Origin of the sequence: Streptococcus sp. Marseille-Q5855 (genome assembly GCF_946901985.1) — a bacterium.
GTDB lineage: Bacteria > Bacillota > Bacilli > Lactobacillales > Streptococcaceae > Streptococcus.
In genome coordinates, this window is sequence record NZ_CAMPPR010000003.1 from 22621 (window position 1) to 40464 (window position 17844).

At 38.7% G+C, this 17844-nt stretch carries 38 protein-coding genes and 1 pseudogene; 6 read left to right on the forward strand and 33 right to left on the reverse strand.

From position 1 onward, the window contains the following. Positions 1-10: 10 nt before the first annotated feature. From OC529_RS04325 to OC529_RS04335, 3 genes are all read right to left on the reverse strand, one after another. Positions 11-1228: a PBSX family phage terminase large subunit gene (locus tag OC529_RS04325; protein WP_262081569.1), complete on the reverse strand. Its 1218-nt coding sequence runs from the start codon at positions 1226-1228 to the stop codon at positions 11-13. Next, entirely contained in the window at positions 1215-1709 is a 495-nt protein-coding gene (locus tag OC529_RS04330) for a terminase small subunit (RefSeq protein ID WP_166736849.1), read from the reverse strand. Before OC529_RS04330 ends, OC529_RS04325 begins: the two co-directional genes overlap by 14 nt. Before the next feature lie 530 nt (positions 1710-2239). Beyond that, positions 2240-2668, reverse strand: a complete 429-nt coding sequence (locus OC529_RS04335; protein ID WP_001165368.1) for an ArpU family phage packaging/lysis transcriptional regulator — start codon at positions 2666-2668, stop codon at positions 2240-2242. A gap of 129 nt (positions 2669-2797) precedes the next feature. On the opposite strand from OC529_RS04335, the gene mazE reads away from it, so the two are divergent. Then, positions 2798-3013: a type II toxin-antitoxin system PemI/MazE family antitoxin gene (gene mazE, locus OC529_RS04340; RefSeq protein WP_049524334.1), complete on the forward strand. Its 216-nt coding sequence runs from the start codon at positions 2798-2800 to the stop codon at positions 3011-3013. Then, on the forward strand, positions 2997-3350 hold the full coding sequence (locus OC529_RS04345; protein WP_112445311.1) for a type II toxin-antitoxin system PemK/MazF family toxin: 354 nt from the start codon (positions 2997-2999) through the stop codon (positions 3348-3350). The genes mazE and OC529_RS04345 overlap by 17 nt, the downstream gene beginning before the upstream one ends. A gap of 20 nt (positions 3351-3370) precedes the next feature. Here OC529_RS04345 and OC529_RS04350 read toward each other — a convergent pair whose 3' ends face one another. The 23 genes and pseudogenes from OC529_RS04350 to OC529_RS04460 all read right to left on the reverse strand — a co-directional run bounded on the left by OC529_RS04350 (position 3371) and on the right by OC529_RS04460 (position 11681). Further along, on the reverse strand, positions 3371-3595 hold the full coding sequence (locus OC529_RS04350; protein WP_112445314.1) for a DUF3310 domain-containing protein: 225 nt from the start codon (positions 3593-3595) through the stop codon (positions 3371-3373). Position 3596: 1 nt separating this feature from the next. Continuing rightward, complete coding sequence (locus tag OC529_RS04355) at positions 3597-4157, reverse strand: Lrp/AsnC family transcriptional regulator (protein WP_175879924.1); 561 nt, start codon at positions 4155-4157, stop codon at positions 3597-3599. Then, on the reverse strand, positions 4108-4287 hold the full coding sequence (locus OC529_RS04360; RefSeq protein WP_160109930.1) for a hypothetical protein: 180 nt from the start codon (positions 4285-4287) through the stop codon (positions 4108-4110). Before OC529_RS04360 ends, OC529_RS04355 begins: the two co-directional genes overlap by 50 nt. Further along, positions 4280-4660, reverse strand: coding sequence for a YopX family protein (locus tag OC529_RS04365; protein WP_262081399.1), 381 nt, complete (start codon positions 4658-4660; stop codon positions 4280-4282). Before OC529_RS04365 ends, OC529_RS04360 begins: the two co-directional genes overlap by 8 nt. Before the next feature lie 11 nt (positions 4661-4671). Beyond that, on the reverse strand, positions 4672-5094 hold the full coding sequence (locus OC529_RS04370; RefSeq protein WP_262081400.1) for a hypothetical protein: 423 nt from the start codon (positions 5092-5094) through the stop codon (positions 4672-4674). Beyond that, the gene (locus tag OC529_RS04375; protein ID WP_262081401.1) at positions 5091-5351 is read right to left on the reverse strand and encodes a DUF1372 family protein; all 261 of its coding nucleotides are present in this window, start codon (positions 5349-5351) and stop codon (positions 5091-5093) included. The genes OC529_RS04370 and OC529_RS04375 overlap by 4 nt, the downstream gene beginning before the upstream one ends. Continuing rightward, the gene (locus OC529_RS04380) at positions 5348-5515 is read right to left on the reverse strand and encodes a hypothetical protein (RefSeq protein ID WP_262081532.1); all 168 of its coding nucleotides are present in this window, start codon (positions 5513-5515) and stop codon (positions 5348-5350) included. The genes OC529_RS04375 and OC529_RS04380 overlap by 4 nt, the downstream gene beginning before the upstream one ends. Positions 5516-5663: 148 nt before the next feature. Then, positions 5664-5921 (reverse strand): hypothetical protein, encoded by a 258-nt coding sequence (locus OC529_RS04385; protein WP_262081533.1) that lies wholly within the window; start codon positions 5919-5921, stop codon positions 5664-5666. Then, positions 5921-6424, reverse strand: a complete 504-nt coding sequence (locus OC529_RS04390; protein ID WP_262081534.1) for a DUF1642 domain-containing protein — start codon at positions 6422-6424, stop codon at positions 5921-5923. Before OC529_RS04390 ends, OC529_RS04385 begins: the two co-directional genes overlap by 1 nt. Continuing rightward, complete coding sequence (locus OC529_RS04395; RefSeq protein WP_262081570.1) at positions 6417-6605, reverse strand: hypothetical protein; 189 nt, start codon at positions 6603-6605, stop codon at positions 6417-6419. Before OC529_RS04395 ends, OC529_RS04390 begins: the two co-directional genes overlap by 8 nt. Beyond that, entirely contained in the window at positions 6592-6759 is a 168-nt protein-coding gene (locus OC529_RS04400; RefSeq protein WP_262081571.1) for a hypothetical protein, read from the reverse strand. The genes OC529_RS04395 and OC529_RS04400 overlap by 14 nt, the downstream gene beginning before the upstream one ends. 15 nt (positions 6760-6774) lie before the next feature. Beyond that, a complete protein-coding gene (locus tag OC529_RS04405) occupies positions 6775-7200 on the reverse strand; it encodes a hypothetical protein (protein ID WP_262081572.1) in 426 nt (141 codons plus the stop codon). Between the two features lie 148 nt (positions 7201-7348). Then, positions 7349-7531 (reverse strand): annotated as a pseudogene (locus tag OC529_RS04410) (helix-turn-helix domain-containing protein); the annotation flags it as partial. A 23-nt stretch (positions 7532-7554) separates the two neighbouring features. Then, the gene (ssb, locus tag OC529_RS04415) at positions 7555-8130 is read right to left on the reverse strand and encodes a single-stranded DNA-binding protein (RefSeq protein ID WP_262081573.1); all 576 of its coding nucleotides are present in this window, start codon (positions 8128-8130) and stop codon (positions 7555-7557) included. Beyond that, entirely contained in the window at positions 8120-8272 is a 153-nt protein-coding gene (locus OC529_RS04420) for a hypothetical protein (RefSeq protein WP_156012121.1), read from the reverse strand. The genes ssb and OC529_RS04420 overlap by 11 nt, the downstream gene beginning before the upstream one ends. Beyond that, positions 8269-8439, reverse strand: a complete 171-nt coding sequence (locus OC529_RS04425; protein WP_191239476.1) for a hypothetical protein — start codon at positions 8437-8439, stop codon at positions 8269-8271. The genes OC529_RS04420 and OC529_RS04425 overlap by 4 nt, the downstream gene beginning before the upstream one ends. Before the next feature lie 57 nt (positions 8440-8496). After that, complete coding sequence (locus OC529_RS04430; protein WP_262081574.1) at positions 8497-8658, reverse strand: hypothetical protein; 162 nt, start codon at positions 8656-8658, stop codon at positions 8497-8499. Continuing rightward, positions 8659-9648 (reverse strand): DUF1351 domain-containing protein, encoded by a 990-nt coding sequence (locus tag OC529_RS04435; RefSeq protein ID WP_262081575.1) that lies wholly within the window; start codon positions 9646-9648, stop codon positions 8659-8661. Between the two features lie 3 nt (positions 9649-9651). Beyond that, positions 9652-10341: an ERF family protein gene (locus OC529_RS04440; protein WP_262081576.1), complete on the reverse strand. Its 690-nt coding sequence runs from the start codon at positions 10339-10341 to the stop codon at positions 9652-9654. A gap of 107 nt (positions 10342-10448) precedes the next feature. Further along, complete coding sequence (locus OC529_RS04445; protein ID WP_262081577.1) at positions 10449-10628, reverse strand: hypothetical protein; 180 nt, start codon at positions 10626-10628, stop codon at positions 10449-10451. A gap of 163 nt (positions 10629-10791) precedes the next feature. Beyond that, positions 10792-11139, reverse strand: a complete 348-nt coding sequence (locus OC529_RS04450) for a hypothetical protein (RefSeq protein WP_262081578.1) — start codon at positions 11137-11139, stop codon at positions 10792-10794. A 10-nt stretch (positions 11140-11149) separates the two neighbouring features. Further along, positions 11150-11440 carry a hypothetical protein gene (locus OC529_RS04455; RefSeq protein WP_261091258.1) on the reverse strand — a complete coding sequence of 97 codons (291 nt, stop codon included), beginning with the start codon at positions 11438-11440 and terminating at the stop codon, positions 11150-11152. A gap of 97 nt (positions 11441-11537) precedes the next feature. Further along, positions 11538-11681, reverse strand: a complete 144-nt coding sequence (locus OC529_RS04460) for a hypothetical protein (protein ID WP_173275407.1) — start codon at positions 11679-11681, stop codon at positions 11538-11540. A 106-nt stretch (positions 11682-11787) separates the two neighbouring features. Here OC529_RS04460 and OC529_RS04465 point away from each other — a divergent pair, with 106 nt between their 5' ends. Next, positions 11788-11979, forward strand: coding sequence for a hypothetical protein (locus OC529_RS04465; protein ID WP_125458557.1), 192 nt, complete (start codon positions 11788-11790; stop codon positions 11977-11979). A gap of 197 nt (positions 11980-12176) precedes the next feature. On the opposite strand, the gene OC529_RS04470 is transcribed toward OC529_RS04465, so the two are convergent. From OC529_RS04470 to OC529_RS04490, 5 genes are all read right to left on the reverse strand, one after another. Continuing rightward, positions 12177-12518 (reverse strand): helix-turn-helix domain-containing protein, encoded by a 342-nt coding sequence (locus OC529_RS04470; RefSeq protein ID WP_262081579.1) that lies wholly within the window; start codon positions 12516-12518, stop codon positions 12177-12179. Positions 12519-12651: 133 nt separating this feature from the next. Next, positions 12652-12780, reverse strand: a complete 129-nt coding sequence (locus OC529_RS04475) for a hypothetical protein (RefSeq protein ID WP_262081580.1) — start codon at positions 12778-12780, stop codon at positions 12652-12654. Between the two features lie 29 nt (positions 12781-12809). Further along, the gene (locus tag OC529_RS04480; protein ID WP_262081581.1) at positions 12810-13220 is read right to left on the reverse strand and encodes an ORF6C domain-containing protein; all 411 of its coding nucleotides are present in this window, start codon (positions 13218-13220) and stop codon (positions 12810-12812) included. Then, positions 13217-14092 carry a DUF3102 domain-containing protein gene (locus OC529_RS04485; protein ID WP_262081582.1) on the reverse strand — a complete coding sequence of 292 codons (876 nt, stop codon included), beginning with the start codon at positions 14090-14092 and terminating at the stop codon, positions 13217-13219. Before OC529_RS04485 ends, OC529_RS04480 begins: the two co-directional genes overlap by 4 nt. Further along, positions 14089-14277, reverse strand: coding sequence for a helix-turn-helix domain-containing protein (locus OC529_RS04490; RefSeq protein ID WP_262081583.1), 189 nt, complete (start codon positions 14275-14277; stop codon positions 14089-14091). Before OC529_RS04490 ends, OC529_RS04485 begins: the two co-directional genes overlap by 4 nt. 143 nt (positions 14278-14420) lie before the next feature. Here OC529_RS04490 and OC529_RS04495 point away from each other — a divergent pair, with 143 nt between their 5' ends. After that, entirely contained in the window at positions 14421-14765 is a 345-nt protein-coding gene (locus OC529_RS04495; protein WP_262081584.1) for a hypothetical protein, read from the forward strand. Positions 14766-14863: 98 nt separating this feature from the next. On the opposite strand, the gene OC529_RS04500 is transcribed toward OC529_RS04495, so the two are convergent. Together OC529_RS04500 and OC529_RS04505 are read right to left on the reverse strand one after the other, a co-directional pair. After that, on the reverse strand, positions 14864-15049 hold the full coding sequence (locus tag OC529_RS04500; RefSeq protein WP_000274132.1) for a helix-turn-helix domain-containing protein: 186 nt from the start codon (positions 15047-15049) through the stop codon (positions 14864-14866). A 137-nt stretch (positions 15050-15186) separates the two neighbouring features. Beyond that, entirely contained in the window at positions 15187-15417 is a 231-nt protein-coding gene (locus OC529_RS04505) for a hypothetical protein (protein WP_023938094.1), read from the reverse strand. A gap of 454 nt (positions 15418-15871) precedes the next feature. On the opposite strand from OC529_RS04505, the gene OC529_RS04510 reads away from it, so the two are divergent. Together OC529_RS04510 and OC529_RS04515 are read left to right on the forward strand one after the other, a co-directional pair. Next, complete coding sequence (locus tag OC529_RS04510) at positions 15872-16666, forward strand: helix-turn-helix transcriptional regulator (protein ID WP_262081585.1); 795 nt, start codon at positions 15872-15874, stop codon at positions 16664-16666. A 139-nt stretch (positions 16667-16805) separates the two neighbouring features. Further along, complete coding sequence (locus tag OC529_RS04515) at positions 16806-17756, forward strand: Abi family protein (protein WP_050242927.1); 951 nt, start codon at positions 16806-16808, stop codon at positions 17754-17756. Positions 17757-17844 lie beyond the last annotated feature (88 nt).

Sequence of the window (17844 nt, forward strand, 5' to 3'; positions counted from 1 at the left end):
TCTTTCCTCTCTATAGACCATAATCAGAACGCCTGCGGACGGTTGCTTTAGGTTGAGAATGTTGCGAGTAAATCGCATAACGCACCGCATCCAGCACGTCGTCATTTTCTTTTACTGGCTCGCCCGTCTTTTCATTCCAGATGTATTGATAGACCTCATCTTTGAACTTGCTGACCTTGTTTGATACAACAAAAAAGCGCCCGGTTTTCATTAACTTGGCGACTTCTTCAATACCAGACAAGACTGCTTTATTAGCGTTGAATGTTCTTAATTGCTCTCTTTGGAATCTTGCAACGTGTTCAGGTCGTGCGCTATCTGCCCAGAACGTAATATTCCCGTATCGTTTCTTGATATTCTTAGCGAGGTCTACCCAAAAGTCTATCTCTTTGTACTGATGAGCGTGTTCCTCTAACAGATAAACCGAACCGTCAGATGTTTCTCCAATAACAACAATAGAGCCAAAGTGTTCATATCCCCAGTCCACGCCAGCGTATACTTTGGTAATATCCTCTGGTACGTTATCTACAAACATATTCTCGCTAAAATCACGATAGACGACACCCTCGCCAGTTACCCACAGACCAAGGATGTCTCGGTCATAGAAGACGCCTGCCGGTGTGGCTGATTTTATATTCTCACGGTATCTATCAGACATGAATGTGTTATCATCTAGCTTAAAATGAAAGTCTATAATCATATCGTCGCCTGAGTTGATATAATCCCGTCTAAGCCAGTGTGTAGGGATGTCTGGGTTACTATCCCAAACAATCCGTGCGCCCTCTCCTGAGCAACGTGAGATTATTTCTTTGAACACCTGCTCATTAGCAAGTGACGCCTCATTTACATAAGCTCCAAATGCAGTAAAGCCACGGGCGCGCTTTAAACCAGAAATGGAACCAGTGTAGACTTGAACTACCTTAACGCCACAAAGAGTAAAAGCTCCGTGCTTATCGTATTTAGGTTCAATATCAAACATATTATACAGTTCCTGAATGATATTGTTTTGTATCGATGTTGAAGATGTTCCAGCTAAGATATACATCGGCTCATCTATGTTTAATCTATCCGCTGTTTCTCTTACTCGTGCAATCTCATTCATGAAGACCATGTTGTTTAGAACAGTTTTACCTGAACGTTTTGCACCATGGAGACCACAGATAAAAAAATCATCATTCAATACTCGTGTAAGTACTTCTTCTTGTCGTTTCGTAAATTTATTTGTCGTCAAAAGCACCTCTCAAAGCCTTAGCAAACTCTATCAATTTATCGTCTTGTTCATTATCCACACCGATTTGTGATTTAAGTTTTTCGATTTCAAGTTCTAGTTTCTCAGCTTGTTTAGCAGTCGGATAACGCTTCAATATTTCAGCTATCGCTTTAATAACTGTGTTATTATCTGCCTTTTTCGTAACTCTATCCACCTCACCAGTGACAGGGTTCATCATCAAAACTTCCTCAAGTCGCTGGCCTCTTGCGATGTCTGAGAGAATTGAAAGAGCCTCTTTAGCACTCAAAATATTTTCATCATGCATCTTTTCAGTTTCGGTTTGTATAAACGTTTTAACGCTTGCATTTTCTAGCAATTTACTAGCGGTTGTCTTAGCATACGCTTCACTATAACCTGCGAATATTGCGGATTGATAGACATTTCCAGTCCTCAAATACTCGCTCGCAAACATCTTTTGTCTTTGATTTAACCCAATGTCCATCACCTCCATTCACAAAATAAAAAAGCCACACAATGTGCGACCTTTCTGCAAGGCGACTACTACCTTGCGTGTTAATTAGTAATCAATTTGAAAGTTTTCCTTTTTTTATTTTTTTGTAGTCTTTAAAACCTCTGAGGGAATCAAACCCTCTAGCTTATAACTTACCTAGGATATAAGTAGCTACGCAACCATGCGAGGTTCGGTCACTTCTGCAACCATTTTTAAGTTAATGAGTGATATATGAATGCTAAGCCAACTGCCTACCCCATTCTGGGACACAAACACTCAAATGACAGTAGCTGGAATCGAACCAACTGGTCTAGCAGTAAAACGCACGTTTGGTAAAAGTTTCAAGGAGACCCAAACAACCTGCTAACCTGTCCTTACTGTCTAAGAGGCCGGAACCTCTATATTTTTAGGAGTCCTCATGACTGTTCGTTGCCAATCATTGGATAATACTATTTTAACACCTTTTTTCGTTCCAATTCTCCCAAGATTTTCCCAGATTTTTCCCAAGATTTTCCCAGAAATCACTTGTAAACCAAAAGGTTGCTTGCTTGATAGGACTCCGCAAACTCTAATAGAGCTTTGTTTAATATCCGATAATACTCACTGGATGAGTAGCCTAGTTCTGAGTAGATGCTGTAGTCTTCCCTCCTTTTCTTCCTGCAATATCGTTCGATTAGGATACGTGTATATTCCATATCGGAAAGATTGTTGATTGCTTTAGCGATTAGTTCTAAATCCTGCTGAGCTGATACTCTACGCAAGACCATGCTTTCTACCTGCTTACTTGTCTGACCACTTGATGACCTTGGCTCCAGCGAGTAGGATATTGTGATTTTTGGAGCGTATTCTTCTCCAGCTATCCGTCTCAGACGACTGTATTTTTTGAGTACTTTGATAGCTTCCTTTCTAGTTTTCTTTTCATCGATGATATCCAATAACTCTATTTGCACACGAACTCCTCCTCATGATATAATAGTTATGCGAAACTATAACACGAGAAGTCAGCTGTGCTGGCTTTTTTCTTGCCTTACTCCCTTTTTAGGTGTATACTGTATGTATACAAAGCAAAGGAGAAACAAATGAATACTGTTAAAACTCGTAAGGTTGGGAACTCTGTCACTGTGACCATTCCGAAAACACTCAATGTTCCAGAAGGTCAGGAAATGTTTGTCTACAAGGGTGTAGATAATGTCATTGTCCTAGCTCCAAAAATTCCAGACCCATTTAGTGGAGATGCAGACCTACGCATGGAAGATGACTTTGAGGGGGTAAGATTCCTTGACAGCGAAATATGATTACATTCCAGAAAAACAGGACATCATCTGGATTGACTTTGACCCGTCTGTTGGACGTGAGATTCAGAAACGCCGTCCTGCTATTGTCGTCTCGCGTAGAGAATATTCGGAGCGGACGGGATTTGTGGCTGTATGCCCTATTACACACGGTCAAAGCAGACTAGAAGAACAAGGCCTGCTCGTTCCTGTGCGTTCCAATAAGGTAGACGGCTCTGTCAATCCACTCCAACTCTATACCTTTGACTTTAGAGAGCGCAGGGCTCAAAAAATCACAACCATGGATACAACCAGTTTTCAGAAGGTTGTCCAACTCTACAACTTCATCTTTGAAGCCTAGTCCTTATGGATTGGGCTTTTTTAGTTTTTCTCTAATTCCTCAATCAGCCAATCAAGGTTCTTTCTGGCTTTCTTCAGGTCTTCCAGACCGTTTTTCTTTTGAAACCGTAACATATACTTGATTGCGTTGCCCCAAAAGAAAGCAGACGTTCCGGAAAGGCTCCCAACGAAGTTATGCACAACATCGATAGCCTCAAGACCGTTTGCACCTTGGTAGTGGCTTGGTTTGTTTATGTTGTCTGTCATGTTAAGTCCTCCTCATAAAAATCATATCATTCAAATTCCTCCAAGCGAAATTGTTACTTTGATTTCTAAACTCTCGCTTTTTGTAAGGAATATGATGTTTATTCAAGTAGTAATATACCTGATTGTAATGTAGTCCTAATTTTTGTGCGATATCTTTTACAGCTATACCTTGATTGGCTAGCGAAACTACATCTTTGTGAAATATAGTCAAGTCTAAAATTTTTCGTTTCCCTAATTTTCGGATACGGTCTCGAATGGCTTTCTCACTACGTCCTAAGATACGAGCCAAGGTCTTGTACGAAAAGCGTTGGTAGTATTTCAGGATATAGCTATCATCTGCGTCTGACCATTTGGGCTGAAATTGCAAGTTAGGATTGTATTTCTGGAGTTTGGCTAATTTTGACCGAACTGCTTGGTAACTTCTATCCAAAAACTTGCAAGCCTGTGTTAAATCATGCTCTTCTCTGGACAAGACGTACCACTCCAGATAATCAACCTCGTCTTCCGTCCATCTACGTCCTGCCATAATGTTTATACGCTCCATGTAAATAATAAGTGCCATCTTTTCTCTTGTTGATGTAATACGTATATTGCCCATCTGGACTAGCGTAGGAAATCTGTTTCTCTCCTGCCCAGATACCATTGTCACGCATCATATGGCAATTCTCCATAATCCATTCTACGTCAGGCATCTAGTAACTCCTTGTTTTCGTACACATTCCCAACGACCTCACAATCAGCATGTCGTAGCCACAATTCACATCCGTATTGTTTAGATTCAAGACGATAGGCTCCTCCATAATGCCTTACAACCTCGTAATAAGTCGGTTCAGAATAGACATCCTTAGACATTTTGACTATATCGCCATCAAAGATAATATTGCCATCCCTATCAACCATATCTGTTGATTGCATGATGACTAGATTATCAACAAAAACATAATCTGGAGGGCACATGACATCCTCCTGTTCAACCACTACAACTTGCCCACTTTCTGTTATTGAGAAAGTGTCTTTAAACATCTCTTTATTTGTGGTATCCCACGCTCTAAATTTTGGAATCATGTTAAATCCTCCTAAGCATTAACAACTGGAAAATGAATATCACCAATCACTAAAGAGCCTACGCTGTAATAATAGCCGTTATGCTCTGCTTCACAATTGGCAATAGCTACAGGGTTCTGATTATGGAAGATAGTTACTTTGTTTTTATAACCAGTTCCCCAATGGTCGGGGATTTCTTCCGGTTCTCCAATTTCAACATTAGTAATCACAGCGTCAAGTAATACATCTTGGAACTCCCCACCTGCTGAGGCACAGCAATCACTTTCAGACATTTCAATAGTGACCTTTGTGCCGTCTTCAAGCAGCAAAAAGTCCTTATCCCATTTCACAATACGCTTAAAGAGCAACAATTCTTTAAGTTCTTCCAACGACCCGTACCTTGCATTTTTCCAATCAGGCTCATAATAGTCTGGTAGTTTAATAGTTTCTGTCATAGTAACACCTCATCCCCAACTTTCACTTTCTCATACACGTCCTTCGTAACCACGAACACACCGTAGTCACGAATGGTTATCGTGTACAGCTTGCCGTGTCGTCCTTTCTCGACGACTTTACCAAATATCTCAGCGCCTACGTTATCCGCCTTGTAGATAACCAACGGCTTCTTCTCTTCCAAATCTCGAATCCTGTCCATCTGCCAGATGTTTAGTCCAGCAGATAATAATATCCAGATTGCGATAAAACGTTTCAATCTGTGACCTCCTTTTCTATAGTAATCGTAAATTCATGGTCATTTATGTTTAAAGGTAGAACTCCCCCTGTTTTTGAATCGTCTTTTAGCAAATCCAATACAATTTCTAAAACTTGCTTACCTAAAATCAATTGCGTCTCTAAAATATTTTGCTCATCTGCCATCACTTCACCTCCTTGTCCTTAATTTCTCCAGTAAGTCTATTTTCTAAAATGTGACTTGTATAGCAAATATCGCTTTTATATGTATAGTGATCAACGGTTTCTTCAACCCATTGACTTCGTGTGTAAGGATATCTGTTTGGTCGTTTCATCACTGCACCTCATTTTCCAATTCAAAATCAATTCCATACATAAGCAAATGGCTTTGAAAATCCACAAATTCTTCAACCATTTCAGCTTCTTGAAAGTCGTATTCCTCAACCATACTTAAGAAATCATCAATATCATTTCTTTGTACACTTCCGTATTCTGTCTTTGTGTGTTCCATGGCTTGTTCATAGCCATCAACATCAATTGTGTAGCGTATTCTGCCACTCGAAAAATCATATTTATAATTCTTGATAATCATCACTCCACCTCCTCAATCTCAATACCTTCACAATTGAAAACCCAGCCGAATCCAGCTTCTTCTAGTTCTTTGCGAGTGTGAGTTCGCCCTTCGACGATGGTCCCGAGTGTATCAATCCAAATCCAGCTATCGTCATGTTTGATACAGGTCAAAACACCTCCGCTCGAAGAAACATTAGGCATTACAACCTTATACCGCTTCTCTTCCTCGACCTCGTAGCCGTTAAGCCAAGCTCTAGCTACTAAATCAAATGGTCTTTCTTGCATAAACCATTTCCTAACTTCATCGTTCGTGAAATCAAATTCGAATAATTCTGCCACGTCTTTACAAGCTTTTCTAGCTTCCTCAATCCATTCAGCCACAAACTGCGGAACCTTGACTTTTTCTGGTTCGTCTAGTTGTTGCAAGTCTCTTAGAACGCTTTTTAGAATAGTTTTTCCGCTAACAATACCTACAAGACATTCAACCGCTTCGTATTTCTCAATCAATTCCTGCTTATTCATCTTTCAACTCCTCTACTTTCTGCCTTAATTCTTTATTCTTTTTCTTCAACAAATCGCGCTCCAGCTCTCTAATGCGTCTTTTCCGTGCATCGCACGGCTTCGAATACTCGATTATCTTCTCTTCGTTTTGCTTGATTGTGCGTTTCAGTCCGTCAAGCTCAGCCTGTTTATCGTACTTCATCTTCTAAAAATCTTTCAATAGCTTCTCTGTGGGAGACTTTCGCCAAGCCGTCTAAGTAGTTCAGTGCTTCAATATAGTCTGGACGACCTTGCCCATACTGCTTTTTCAAAAACTCAACAAAGAGATGAATTTCCTGATAGGTTACTCCAATCATATTTCTTACCTCCTGTCAAATCACATCTACTATCCTTTGCAATATCTCGTGATATTCGTAAATCTCCAGCTCAATCCTGTAATTCTTATTTCCGGACTTGCCACCGTGCATAAACTCAGTCGATACTATCACATTGTAGTTATCATCTGTCCAAATATTAGCGTCCGTCAAACCGTCAAACAAAGCCTTGCTTGTAGGCGACCAGTTCGGTGGGTCATACTTCCGATTTGTCGGAGGATATATCCGAACCTTAACCTTGCAAGGCTTGTCCTCGCTGTAAGGCAACCCAAAGTAATCTCTCAGTACATTCTTGCCCTCGTATTCGGCCAACTGCCGTAAAAACTTAGTGATTTTAGACTTTTGATGAAAGTGCGGTCTATCATTTGAGTTAATCATCTGCTTTCTGTTTAACTCAAATTTAAGAATCAATCTTTCCTGCATTCAACCTCCCTAGCCATCTAGCTTTTTCCACGCTTGCTATTGCAAGAATGTCATTAGCTAAATCAAAAGCTGTGTACCAATCCAGAATTCCTAACAAGTCCTTGTGCTCCTTTAGTTCATCAACTAAGCTTTCCAATCGTTCCAATGGGTTACTTTCATACCCCAACAGATATCCAACGCTTACCTCGAAGTAGTCAGCTAGTTGCTGGGCTTTTTCTGGTTTAATTTGGCTTTCTCCGTTTTCCCAGCGTGATAGAGTCTTTTCTGATATGCTCATTTCTTTTGCTATTTCCTTTTGAGATAGCTTTTTTTCTTTACGTAGCTTTTTCAAACTTAATAATCACTTTCAATCACCTAGAATGGCAAATCATCATCACTGATATCCAATGGCTTTGTGGGTCTGCCAAATGGATTATTGTCTCGGGTGAAATCAGGAACTGGATTTGTTGTATTCCCCTCAAAGAAACTACCTTGTTGCCCGTAACTATTTCCATTTTGGAAATTGTTCCCTGTGTTATTTCCGTTTTGGAAAGAACTACCCTGGTTACTGTAACCCTGTTGCTGATAACCGCCATGATGATCTTGATGGCCTTGATTATTTTGCTGACCGTTACGGCTTTCCAACAGTTGAAAATTACTAACAACAACCTCTGTGACATAAACACGTTGGCCTTGTTGATTATCATAGCTACGTGTTTGAATTATTCCTGTGATACCAATCAATGAGCCTTTTTTAGCCCAATTAGCAAGATTTTCAGCTGACTGTCTCCAGATAACGCAATTGATAAAATCAGCATCACGCTCTCCAGCCTCGTTCTTAAACGGACGATTTACAGCAAGAGTAAATGTAGCAACCGCAATATTAGATTGCGTGTATCTCAGTTCGGCATCTCTTGTAAGTCGCCCTACTAAAACAACGTTATTTATCATTGATTGTACCTCTCTTAGTTTTTAAGTCGGTTGATGCAATCAAAACAAGAAGCATCCACCATCCAGAATTAAAATGAATAGTAAGGTATAAGGAGGTAGCAAGTACCGATAGATTATAGATTAGCCATGCTAAAACTGTCATGCTGAAACCTCCTCTACTTCTGATACCTTTATTTCATGCGCACCAAACTTTAATAAGTCGGTGTATCGTTTCACAAACTCAATAGCGGCCATAAATGAATTTTCTGCATTGATTTCTGACCCCAAATCAAGATCTGCAATTTTACCACTGACATAAAAACATCTCATAGTTCTGACTCCTTTCTGTTGACCAACCTTTTACATTTTCAATCAGTTCATTAAACTTCATTGTGCATACCTCCTGTTGCAATATTCACGTTCTAAGCTATCTAGCCCCGCTTTTAAATACTCGATAGAGTAAATAGCAAGGCTTTTCTTTTCAATTTGTGTGAGAGGCCTATTAGCCTCCTCAAACTCTAAAATAAGTTGATACTTTCTAAATTCCACCTAACCCTCCAAAGTTTCAAAGCTGATAAAGTTATCCTCAAGCCATTCTTTCAACTGATCAAACTGAGATTTCCCACCATGCAATGTCAAACGCAAGTCAATTGTTAAAGGCTCGCTAGGTTCAAATTTTGCCACCTCTCGCGCATTGTTTTGAGGTTCTGGTGTAATTGTACCCTGCTCCAAAATCTCGCCTGTTTCAGCATCGTAAGCCTTGATATGCGCATTTGCATTTTCTTTGGCCAATTGTTCAATCTCTGCAAGTCGTTCAGCTTCTGCTTTTTCTTGAGCCTCTTTCTGCTCTTTGTGTGCAATCTCAGCATCACGATCAGTTTTCATCATCTTGAAAACATCAACAAGGCTCTTACCATCTTCAAGATGTCTGATATAGCTATCAGCTGGCAAATCGTACTCTTGAGCTTGCTCTTGGATAGCTTGCTTGTTGGCCTTATATTCTTCCAGGGCATCAAATTCTGAAAGCACCAAGGCATCCATTTCATCAAGTGTTGTATTTTTCAGCTCATACTTGCCTGTTTTAAAATATTTCTTGAGGCTGTACTCATCGTATTTGTCAGCGAATGTTGATTTTTCAATCCCTGCGAACATACACCTATCCTCAAAGGTAGTCCGGATAACATCCACGCGCATCAATCGTTCATGTTCATCAATCGCATTAAGTCCTGCTGTGATGTTTGAGATAACATTATCCAATGGCTCAACTGTTTTCTTATACCACTTCTCAAATTCCTTGTATGGATTATTGATGTTATTTTTGATTTCCTTACGCCGAGTTTCCAACGCCTCTTTTAATTTATTAAGGCGTGTACGCTCATCATAATCAATCTTATAAGTGGATGCCGTCACCTCATAATCCGTGTACTGTGCAACGATTGCTGCAAGTTGTTTCTCAACGCTATCATAATCAACATTGATTACTGCTGGTTGGAAATCTACCTTAATTTCTGTCAAGCTATTAGTTACATCTTTTACCATGTCTTATACTCCTTGTTTTTCGTATGCTTTTTGAATTTGTTTAGTGAGATAGTCCATTACTATGTTATAGCCATCAACTGGTACTTTGTGGAAATCGTCTATTTGATACTTGTTCAATACAAAATTTGCAACTGTATCAAATGGTGCTCCCTTAATCGTCGCAATTTCTTCAACGTTCTTGATGATTTCTTGATACTGAATGTTATCAATGTACCTCACTTGTTGTTCTTGGGCTTGCTGGTTGTTTGGTTTCTGTTGCTGATTATTCTGCCCTTGTTCTTGGCTGACTTCTACTGGATACTCATCAATATCTTTTTCACCAATCGCAAACAACCCCTGCAAGGCATATTTTCTAGCGTATGAGCTGACTGCACCTGTCCATTGTGGTTCTTGCATTTGTTTAATCTGGCCTTTTTGAGTATTAAATACTTGAACTGGACTCATTTCAGCGTATGCTGTTGATTGGTACCTCTCGTCTCTCTCGTCATTAAAAGCTACGGCTGTTGCTTTTACAAAGATTTTTCCAACAAGCTCAACGAGTTCATCAGTTACGATTACAGACCAATCGCTTTTTAGCTCTTTGAAAGTTGTATAGATGTCCTCGGCATTTCTAAATGCGTACTTTACATCTTTTGATTTCTTTTTTTCTAATTGCATTTTTTGTTGCAATTCTGGGAAAGTTAAACTTGCCATTTTCCTCCTCCTTTAAAAACTCTGTAATTCCCTTATTTTTTATAAGGATGATTTTGTTGTTCATTAGTAGTTATTATTCTGCTATCGCGTCATCTTAACGGTTTTAGTCATTTCTTTCTTCCTTTCGTCTTCTTCAAATTCCAATTTTCACGCTTTAAGCGTCGATTTTCGTTTTGCAATTTCAAAATAATGTCCTGTTGGTCGTTGATGATTTGCCCCAGCTCTCGGCCAAGATGAATATACTCAGCTCGCCAGTTGTCGATTTCTGCAAGTAATTCCTCAATCATACTTCATCACCCACGTATCGATACTGCCCACATCCAACATAGATGTACTCGCTTGGGTCAAGTTCCTCACGTTCTTCAGGTGGTTGCATTATATCTCTGTCGTAATCAAACATGAGCATACACCTTTCCAAGTTCAATTCTCGTCATCAGCGTCTCCTTTGATCTATCCCAAATACTTTGCATAGCGTGATCTTCGTGGTTCTGGTAAGGCTAGAGGCTCTGGACGCAATCCTTGAGGCGGTTCGTTGTCGTAGGTGAAGCCCTTGAACTCTCTACGGATGTTCTTGCGGATTTCTTGACGCTGTACCTCTCTACCACGTTCGTATGCTTGGTTGTAACCTTGGATAATCATAGACGCAAATTCTTGCTCTTCTCGTCTCTCTTCTTCCTTCTGGCGGATTTTCTCCTCTTCCTGCTTATCCATCTGACGAGCTAGAAGCCCTGCACCGATAAATCCTAAAATCACTGTGCCAGTTCCTAATAATTGGCTAACTAATGGTGGTTCAAACATTTTTATCTCCTTACGCTCTTAATTTTCGTACTTCTTTCTCTAATTCCAAAATTTCATAAACATCATTGATATCATACATAATATCTTTTCCTTGCTTACGAAATCTTAATCCTTTGCGTTCTAACTTCTTAACATAGGCATGATTAAAGCCAAACTTCTTCATCAAAGCCTGTTGATTAATTGGCATGCGGTCATTCTCTAACTGCTCCTTGACCTGCTTTTCAGCAAAAGCCAACAATTGATTGGTGAACAATTCAGCACTTTCACCGTCCAATCGTAATTGTAACGTTATACCTTCCATTTTTTACATCCTCTCAACTATGCGGGCAAGCATTTTTGTGATATAATGATTTTGATTATTTTAGTATGCGCCTGATTACCGTCAGGTGCTTTTTTGTTTAAAAAGTCTTGCTTTCCATTGCCCTGAGTTCAATCTCATGGCTGACTTGTCTCAATAGCTTCTCACACGCTATTTTAGCTTCTCTGTACGTTGTGTTTTCGCTGATGAAGTAATCAGCAAGTTCAATAATTTTATCTTCCATTCAACCTCCTATATCAGTCTCAAGACCGATGAAATATCCTCCTACTGCTCCTTTCTGTCTCTAATCTCCATTTCTGCTATAATATAAGCAGAAAGGAGGTGATTTTATGAAATCCTTTAAAGATTTTCGAGAATCTTTAACAGCTGAAGATATGCAAGATATTGCTGCTAAAGCTAATGAAGCTACTAAACAGATTGACCATACCGACGGATTGCAACTTGGGATGGTCAGTAGTTTAACTTCTGCAATAACTACTATTGAGTTACTTGAGAAGTATCATGAATGGCTTCATAGCTAAGACGCTTGAATTTTTCTAAGTCTATCTGAAAATTGATAGGCTTTTTTCTTTTCCCACTATACGGATATCGTCTTGGTCTCATTTCGTTCTCCTTTGAATTTATTTTTTCTACCCTCTCTTTTATTTATTTAGAGGAGTAGGACTTGTTGTCTTTTAATATTTATTGTTAGTTAATACTTGTTGTTAGTTAGTATTTATTAGTGCCCAAAATCTGACATCTCACTTTCTGACATCTCACTTTCTGACATCTCACTTTTTGGAATGTCAGAATGATAATTCATAGATGCCTTTTTGATAGACTGGTTTAATCTCTGTTTCATAATATCGAATTGGGAATCAGTTATTTTTGTATCTGAGAAGAATCTGAATATATGACTCCCTCCATTTCCGGGAGGTTTTTTTCTGATTTTTCGCAAATATCCAGCCTCTTCAAAGATTTTGAAATACTTATCAATTGTCTTCCGGTTAACACCTTTTCTTTTAGCTATCTCATCTGGATAAACTTGCCAGTTTGGGTGATTAGCCAGCACCACCATCATGATACCAACAGCTGTAAAATCTAGCGCAGGATCGTTGATAAAACTATTACTAACAGCAGTATAATTTTCAGTCGCATTGTTGAAAGATAAATTGACAATCTAAATTTTTAAAGTCTGTCATACGCTCTCCTTTCTAGTTTTCCTCTTTATTTTTTAAACTTTTCAAAATCGTTGAAACCCCGCCAACTAACCCAGCTAGATACCCTCGCCCATAGTCTGTCATTAAGAATTCTAAAAGCTCAGTTATTTCTTCTTTGTTCATAGGTACTCCTTCTCTAAATTGCTTATCATTTACCCATTCATTGTCTTGATTTCCATCTTGGTATTATGTGATGGTTCCCATGACTTCCAGTAATCAAAAGCCCTCTCTTCGTCTTTTTTCTTCAGTAGGTCATACCGTGGAATCCTAAAGAATTCTTTAAAGTCTTTAGCAGCCTGACGAAAGACCTTGCTGGCAAAAGAGCGGTCTTTATAAGCTTGACTATCCTTACCGCCAAGAGCCCTGATAACTTTCACTCTTCGTAAATTTTCAAGCTCTAAACAAATTGATGGGTTGACGGGTTGCTCGTTTTTTAAATAATCAACATCCCCTGCTAAAACTTCCTGATTTTGCTTCAATTCTTTTTGAGTTTGTAGAACTTGAATCAAAATATCTTCTTGGGTTAGTTCGCTTGGTTGACTTTTAACCACTTCATGCGTCATAAAATTTCTCCTTCCAAGATTTGATTGCCTTTATTTCTGATTTTTTGTAAATCCGTAAAGAATCGGATGCCCCGATTTACGAAACTGTCGAACTCCTGACCAGCAACACCGTCCGTATGTAAGACTTTTTCTTCATCGGCGTAGATGAGACCGCCCATATTAGCAAGAAAATCATTCCCTTTCTGGATAAGGCTAAGGATATTCTTGTAGGAAGCGATTTTTTTCTGGTAGTCGTCCAACTGTCCTTGGGATTGCTGGATGGCCTTTGTCAATTCGTCGTACTTGTTCGATTTTTCATCCACTTCTGCGCGTTGGTCGTAGAGGTCTTTTAATTGAGCTTCAAGAAAAGCATTCCTTTCCTCTGCCGACTTGGCACGGGCTTCTAGTTTTTGATGATTCTGGAGCGCTTCTTGGTAGTCTGCTGGCATAACAGGAACTTCTTTCACGATTTCCTTAGGCGGTTCTTGCCCCTTTTGCAGTTCCATTATTTTTCTTTTAGCTGCAGAAAATTTTAACTTCAAATCTTGCAATTCTCTGACCGTCGGATTATCCCCTTGCTCAATCCTGTTAATTTGAGCCTGTTTCTCTTCCTCTGGCAGGGTTGCGATGAGATAAAGGGCTGTGCTACCTAAATTATTCAACGTTGAGTAATTTGGTAATTCTTTGGCAACCTTCATCATGCGATTTGCTTCCGACCAATTTAAATCAACTTTTTTCAGCCACGCCATAAACTGCCCATGAGTCAAATTATGTTCCTTAACATGATTTAGTCGTCTTCCGATTTCCCAAATTGACTGACCTGCAATTTGTTTGTGATGATTGATTTCTAGTTCAATCTGATTGAGATTGTTTGATAAAGATATTTCATTCATTCTTTCTCCTCTCTTAGTTCATCTATGCTGATTTCTAGTGCATCAGCAATTTTGCACATATTCTTAAAAGAAATACGCTCGGTTTTGATATTTCTGATTGTATTTGGACTGATACCAGCTTTTTCAGCTAACGCTTTCTGTGTCATCCCTTTTTCAATCAACAAATGCTTAAACTTCTTCCACACACATTGTTCCTTTCCCCATATATTGTGTTTCAAATATACAAAAACACTACATATTGTTATTTAATTTAGATTATGTTATAACCAATCTTGACTGAGACCTCTCACCGTTTTAGTCAAAATTCCAACAGAAAGGAGGGAAAGATATGAGTAATAACTTAGCAAAATATGACATTCTACTAACACATGCTATTATCGCTAAAAATACAGGTCACAAGTTGATAGTCCAAACAGCTGCAGGACAATACATTGGCGAACCTTATAATCATAATAGCTCTGATTATCCTAACGTATCCGCAATTGCTCAAGCAATAGAAAATCTTCGAGTTTCTGAATACGACGAAAAAAATCCAACAGCAATCTTTTTAGTAGATGTTGAAGTTCGCACCAATTCAATCGGTGGACCATTCAAAGTGCCATATATTTGTCTATTTTTAGATCAGATATTGGGTGTTTCGATTGGGAAATTCGAAAAGCCAACTGAAGAATAGCATCTTCGTTTATGATAAAGTCTATCGATTGTCCGATAGGCTTTTTTATTTTCCCACTATACGGATATTTTCTTGGTCTCATTCTATTCTCCTTCCTCCTACAACATATCTTCTACCCTACACCCTAGCGCCTTGGCGATGACCACCGCCTGCGACAGTGTCACTGCCTTCAGATCGTTCTCGATTCGTGACAAGGTTGTGTAGTCTATCAAGGTTCGCTTGGCAAGTTCACGCAAGCCCAGCTTTTGAGCAGTTCTCAGCTCCCTCATTTTTGCTCCATACATTGACTTTCTCCTTTCTACTGATAGGTCTTTTCAAAACTGTTGGTACTTGTCAACAGTTTTGATAGAATTATTCTATCGATTTTGAAAAAGTTTGACCTTTTTGACTTTTATTTATTTTATCTCTTTTTGAGATATTTTTAACTGAAGAATAAGTCAGTTTCACTCATTCCGAATTTATTAGCAATAATTGCCATTTCATAATCCTGAAAAGGAAACTGACCTTTTTCTTTAAGTTCATACTGACGACGATTTTTTAACCCAATCAAGTCCGCCATGTATAACGTAGTAAGCTCTCTTTTTCTACGTTCTTCCCTTAATCGAATTTTAGGAAGAAGAAATTGAGAACGTATTTTCTCTTTATTTGTCAACAATAATTCTCCTCTCTTATATAAGCCAAGTAATAATGATAACCAGAATAGTTAAGGCAATCAAAGACCAAGTGATAAATTTAGCGGTTTTGTTTTGCATTTTTTCTACCTTGTGCTATAATGAAATTACACAATAGTGGTTGGGGCTTTCGCCCCTTCCACTCTCTTCCTAGAAGAGTTTTGATATAAGATTTACCAGTGCAGAGATTAGATTGATGAGGGCTATTATCAAACCGATCTTGACTTCATTGGTAAGTCTTTTCTTTTTGTGCTTTTTCATTTAGTCTTTCCTTTCTGTTGTTTTCCTTGTCTTAAGATTGCCTTTCTCAACCTTACAAGACTATTATATCTCATTTTGAGATATAAGTCAACGATTTTTTATCACTTTTTGAGATTTTTTTATTTATTTTTTTATCTCATTGTGATATATTATAGGTAGAGGAAGGAAATGTTTATGAATATACTAGGTAATTCTATTAAAGAAATTAGAAAATCTAAGAAAATGACACAAAACGAATTGTCACAGTTGACTGGTTTCAAACAAAATACTATATCCAATCATGAGAACGGCAAACGACAATTAGACGAAACAGATATTAGAATTTATGCTGCTGCTCTCGAAGTTGAGCCACAACAACTATTTAGTCTTTCTAAAGTTATCACCCCCACAGCGTCCCCAGATTTGCTCACACAGCAGATAACGGACAAGGTGGTACAATTAACCCCAGATAATAAAAAAATCGTGCTACGGACTTCTGAGGAGCTTCTGGAGAGACAAAAAGCAAACGGCGAGATGTACACAGGGCAAAACGAAGAAGAAACGAAGAAAAACGAAGTATCGGAAGTTATCAGCTTGTACCAAGTTGAGGTTGTATCTGAGACGGCAGCAGCTTCTGGATTTAACTATGGATTTGGCTACGATGATACAGACAGAGAGACTATAGAGGTTGACGAGCAACCACCACGTCACGATATTGCGACTAAGGTCAGCGGAGACTCCATGCAACCTGACTACCAAGACGGAGACATTCTCTATTTAGTAGACAAAGGACTGACCACCTACAACGGAGATTTAGCAGTTATCGCATACGGAGACCGTTCTTACTTTAAGAAGATATACACCGAAAACGGACGCTTACGCCTAGTATCGCTCAATGACAAGTACGAAGACATCATCCTAGACTTCCCACCAGCCGAAGACACACACATCAAGATTTATGCAGTTGTCGGGGTGTATAGAGGGGAGTAAAACCAAATTTAACAAAAAGCTTGACAAAAACAACAAAAGACTCTATAATTAAATTAATCTAAGTGAATGCTCCCCCCTGGGAGCCTAGAAGAGTCTTTGTATCTATACAGAGGCTCTTTTTGATTTACGGAGGAGAGATATGGAAACAAAACCTTTTAAAACATTTCGAGAGCAGATAGAACTCCTAAAATCTCGAGGGCTTACCATCCGAGATGAAAACAGGGCAATCAGCATTTTATCGACATACAGCTATTACGAAATCATAAACGGCTATAAAGAAATTGGTATTGAACAAGGAGAGAAATTTAAAGAGGGCGCAACATTTGAAAAACTCGTAGACTTTTTCCTCATGGACAAAAGCATACGAACAAATATCAATCTAGCATTACAAGAAATCGAGGCTCATCTTAGAACCGTTCTTTCCTACGTAGTCGCAGAACATTACACTGCAGACCAAAATAAATACCTTCAAAGAGAGAACTATGAACGAGGTGCTAAAAAATTCAAAGAGTCTGAACGTTCTAAGTTTCTACGTAAATGCTATAAAATCACCCAAGATAAGACTCAACCATATAAACATTATCGAGAAAAGCATGGCAACGTACCGCCTTGGATTCTTGTTAAAGGGATGACTTTTGGTCACCTAATCACTTTTTATAAACTACAAAAGTCGCATATAAAGACAGAAGTTATTCAGCGCATGACAGGACTAGACAAAGAAAATATAGATAATGATATTAAACAATTGTTTATCAATGTATTTTACTTCTTACTCTCCTATCGAAACAGATGTGCCCATCTTGGAAGAGTTTATAACTTCACAACAGAAAAGAACAAAATCAATTACAATAAATTCTTTCACAATCGATTGCACATCACAGAAGAAGATTACAAGAATGGGCAAGGACAAAACGGTTTGAGAACACTCATATTTTCCCTAACCTTATTCAAAACTTGGGGTCCGGTATCACCAGTTGGATTATTGAACTTCCAGATTATGGAAGCTATCAACTCCTATCTGTTGAAATATCCAGAAGATAGAGATTATATAAACCAACAAATAGGCGGTGAACTTATTCCTATCGTCTAAATAAAAAATCCCCACACTCGCCATCGCCAAATTTTGAGTGTGAGGATTCAACTTTCCATCAAGCAAGCAATGGAAAGGATGATAAAAA

Coding starts and splice junctions, on each gene's coding strand:
- OC529_RS04450 (WP_262081578.1), bottom strand. CDS start 11,139: ATGTTTGAACCACCATTAGTTAGCCAATTATTAGGAACTGGCACAGTG.
- OC529_RS04515 (WP_050242927.1), top strand. CDS start 16,806: ATGGAAACAAAACCTTTTAAAACATTTCGAGAGCAGATAGAACTCCTA.
- OC529_RS04455 (WP_261091258.1), bottom strand. CDS start 11,440: ATGGAAGGTATAACGTTACAATTACGATTGGACGGTGAAAGTGCTGAA.
- OC529_RS04365 (WP_262081399.1), bottom strand. CDS start 4,660: ATGATTCCAAAATTTAGAGCGTGGGATACCACAAATAAAGAGATGTTT.
- ssb (WP_262081573.1), bottom strand. CDS start 8,130: ATGATAAATAACGTTGTTTTAGTAGGGCGACTTACAAGAGATGCCGAA.
- OC529_RS04395 (WP_262081570.1), bottom strand. CDS start 6,605: ATGAAGTACGATAAACAGGCTGAGCTTGACGGACTGAAACGCACAATC.
- OC529_RS04350 (WP_112445314.1), bottom strand. CDS start 3,595: ATGACAGACAACATAAACAAACCAAGCCACTACCAAGGTGCAAACGGT.
- OC529_RS04425 (WP_191239476.1), bottom strand. CDS start 8,439: ATGAGATGTTTTTATGTCAGTGGTAAAATTGCAGATCTTGATTTGGGG.
- OC529_RS04460 (WP_173275407.1), bottom strand. CDS start 11,681: ATGGAAGATAAAATTATTGAACTTGCTGATTACTTCATCAGCGAAAAC.
- OC529_RS04355 (WP_175879924.1), bottom strand. CDS start 4,157: ATGGCACTTATTATTTACATGGAGCGTATAAACATTATGGCAGGACGT.
- OC529_RS04495 (WP_262081584.1), top strand. CDS start 14,421: ATGAGTAATAACTTAGCAAAATATGACATTCTACTAACACATGCTATT.
- OC529_RS04330 (WP_166736849.1), bottom strand. CDS start 1,709: ATGGACATTGGGTTAAATCAAAGACAAAAGATGTTTGCGAGCGAGTAT.
- OC529_RS04385 (WP_262081533.1), bottom strand. CDS start 5,921: ATGATTATCAAGAATTATAAATATGATTTTTCGAGTGGCAGAATACGC.
- OC529_RS04465 (WP_125458557.1), top strand. CDS start 11,788: ATGAAATCCTTTAAAGATTTTCGAGAATCTTTAACAGCTGAAGATATG.
- OC529_RS04445 (WP_262081577.1), bottom strand. CDS start 10,628: ATGATTGAGGAATTACTTGCAGAAATCGACAACTGGCGAGCTGAGTAT.
- OC529_RS04370 (WP_262081400.1), bottom strand. CDS start 5,094: ATGACAGAAACTATTAAACTACCAGACTATTATGAGCCTGATTGGAAA.
- OC529_RS04380 (WP_262081532.1), bottom strand. CDS start 5,515: ATGGCAGATGAGCAAAATATTTTAGAGACGCAATTGATTTTAGGTAAG.
- OC529_RS04440 (WP_262081576.1), bottom strand. CDS start 10,341: ATGGCAAGTTTAACTTTCCCAGAATTGCAACAAAAAATGCAATTAGAA.
- OC529_RS04510 (WP_262081585.1), top strand. CDS start 15,872: ATGAATATACTAGGTAATTCTATTAAAGAAATTAGAAAATCTAAGAAA.
- OC529_RS04420 (WP_156012121.1), bottom strand. CDS start 8,272: ATGACAGTTTTAGCATGGCTAATCTATAATCTATCGGTACTTGCTACC.
- OC529_RS04485 (WP_262081582.1), bottom strand. CDS start 14,092: ATGAATGAAATATCTTTATCAAACAATCTCAATCAGATTGAACTAGAA.
- OC529_RS04500 (WP_000274132.1), bottom strand. CDS start 15,049: ATGTATGGAGCAAAAATGAGGGAGCTGAGAACTGCTCAAAAGCTGGGC.
- OC529_RS04435 (WP_262081575.1), bottom strand. CDS start 9,648: ATGGTAAAAGATGTAACTAATAGCTTGACAGAAATTAAGGTAGATTTC.
- OC529_RS04360 (WP_160109930.1), bottom strand. CDS start 4,287: ATGCCTGACGTAGAATGGATTATGGAGAATTGCCATATGATGCGTGAC.
- OC529_RS04475 (WP_262081580.1), bottom strand. CDS start 12,780: ATGAACAAAGAAGAAATAACTGAGCTTTTAGAATTCTTAATGACAGAC.
- mazE (WP_049524334.1), top strand. CDS start 2,798: ATGAATACTGTTAAAACTCGTAAGGTTGGGAACTCTGTCACTGTGACC.
- OC529_RS04480 (WP_262081581.1), bottom strand. CDS start 13,220: ATGACGCATGAAGTGGTTAAAAGTCAACCAAGCGAACTAACCCAAGAA.
- OC529_RS04470 (WP_262081579.1), bottom strand. CDS start 12,518: ATGATGGTGGTGCTGGCTAATCACCCAAACTGGCAAGTTTATCCAGAT.
- OC529_RS04405 (WP_262081572.1), bottom strand. CDS start 7,200: ATGCAGGAAAGATTGATTCTTAAATTTGAGTTAAACAGAAAGCAGATG.
- OC529_RS04400 (WP_262081571.1), bottom strand. CDS start 6,759: ATGATTGGAGTAACCTATCAGGAAATTCATCTCTTTGTTGAGTTTTTG.
- OC529_RS04390 (WP_262081534.1), bottom strand. CDS start 6,424: ATGAATAAGCAGGAATTGATTGAGAAATACGAAGCGGTTGAATGTCTT.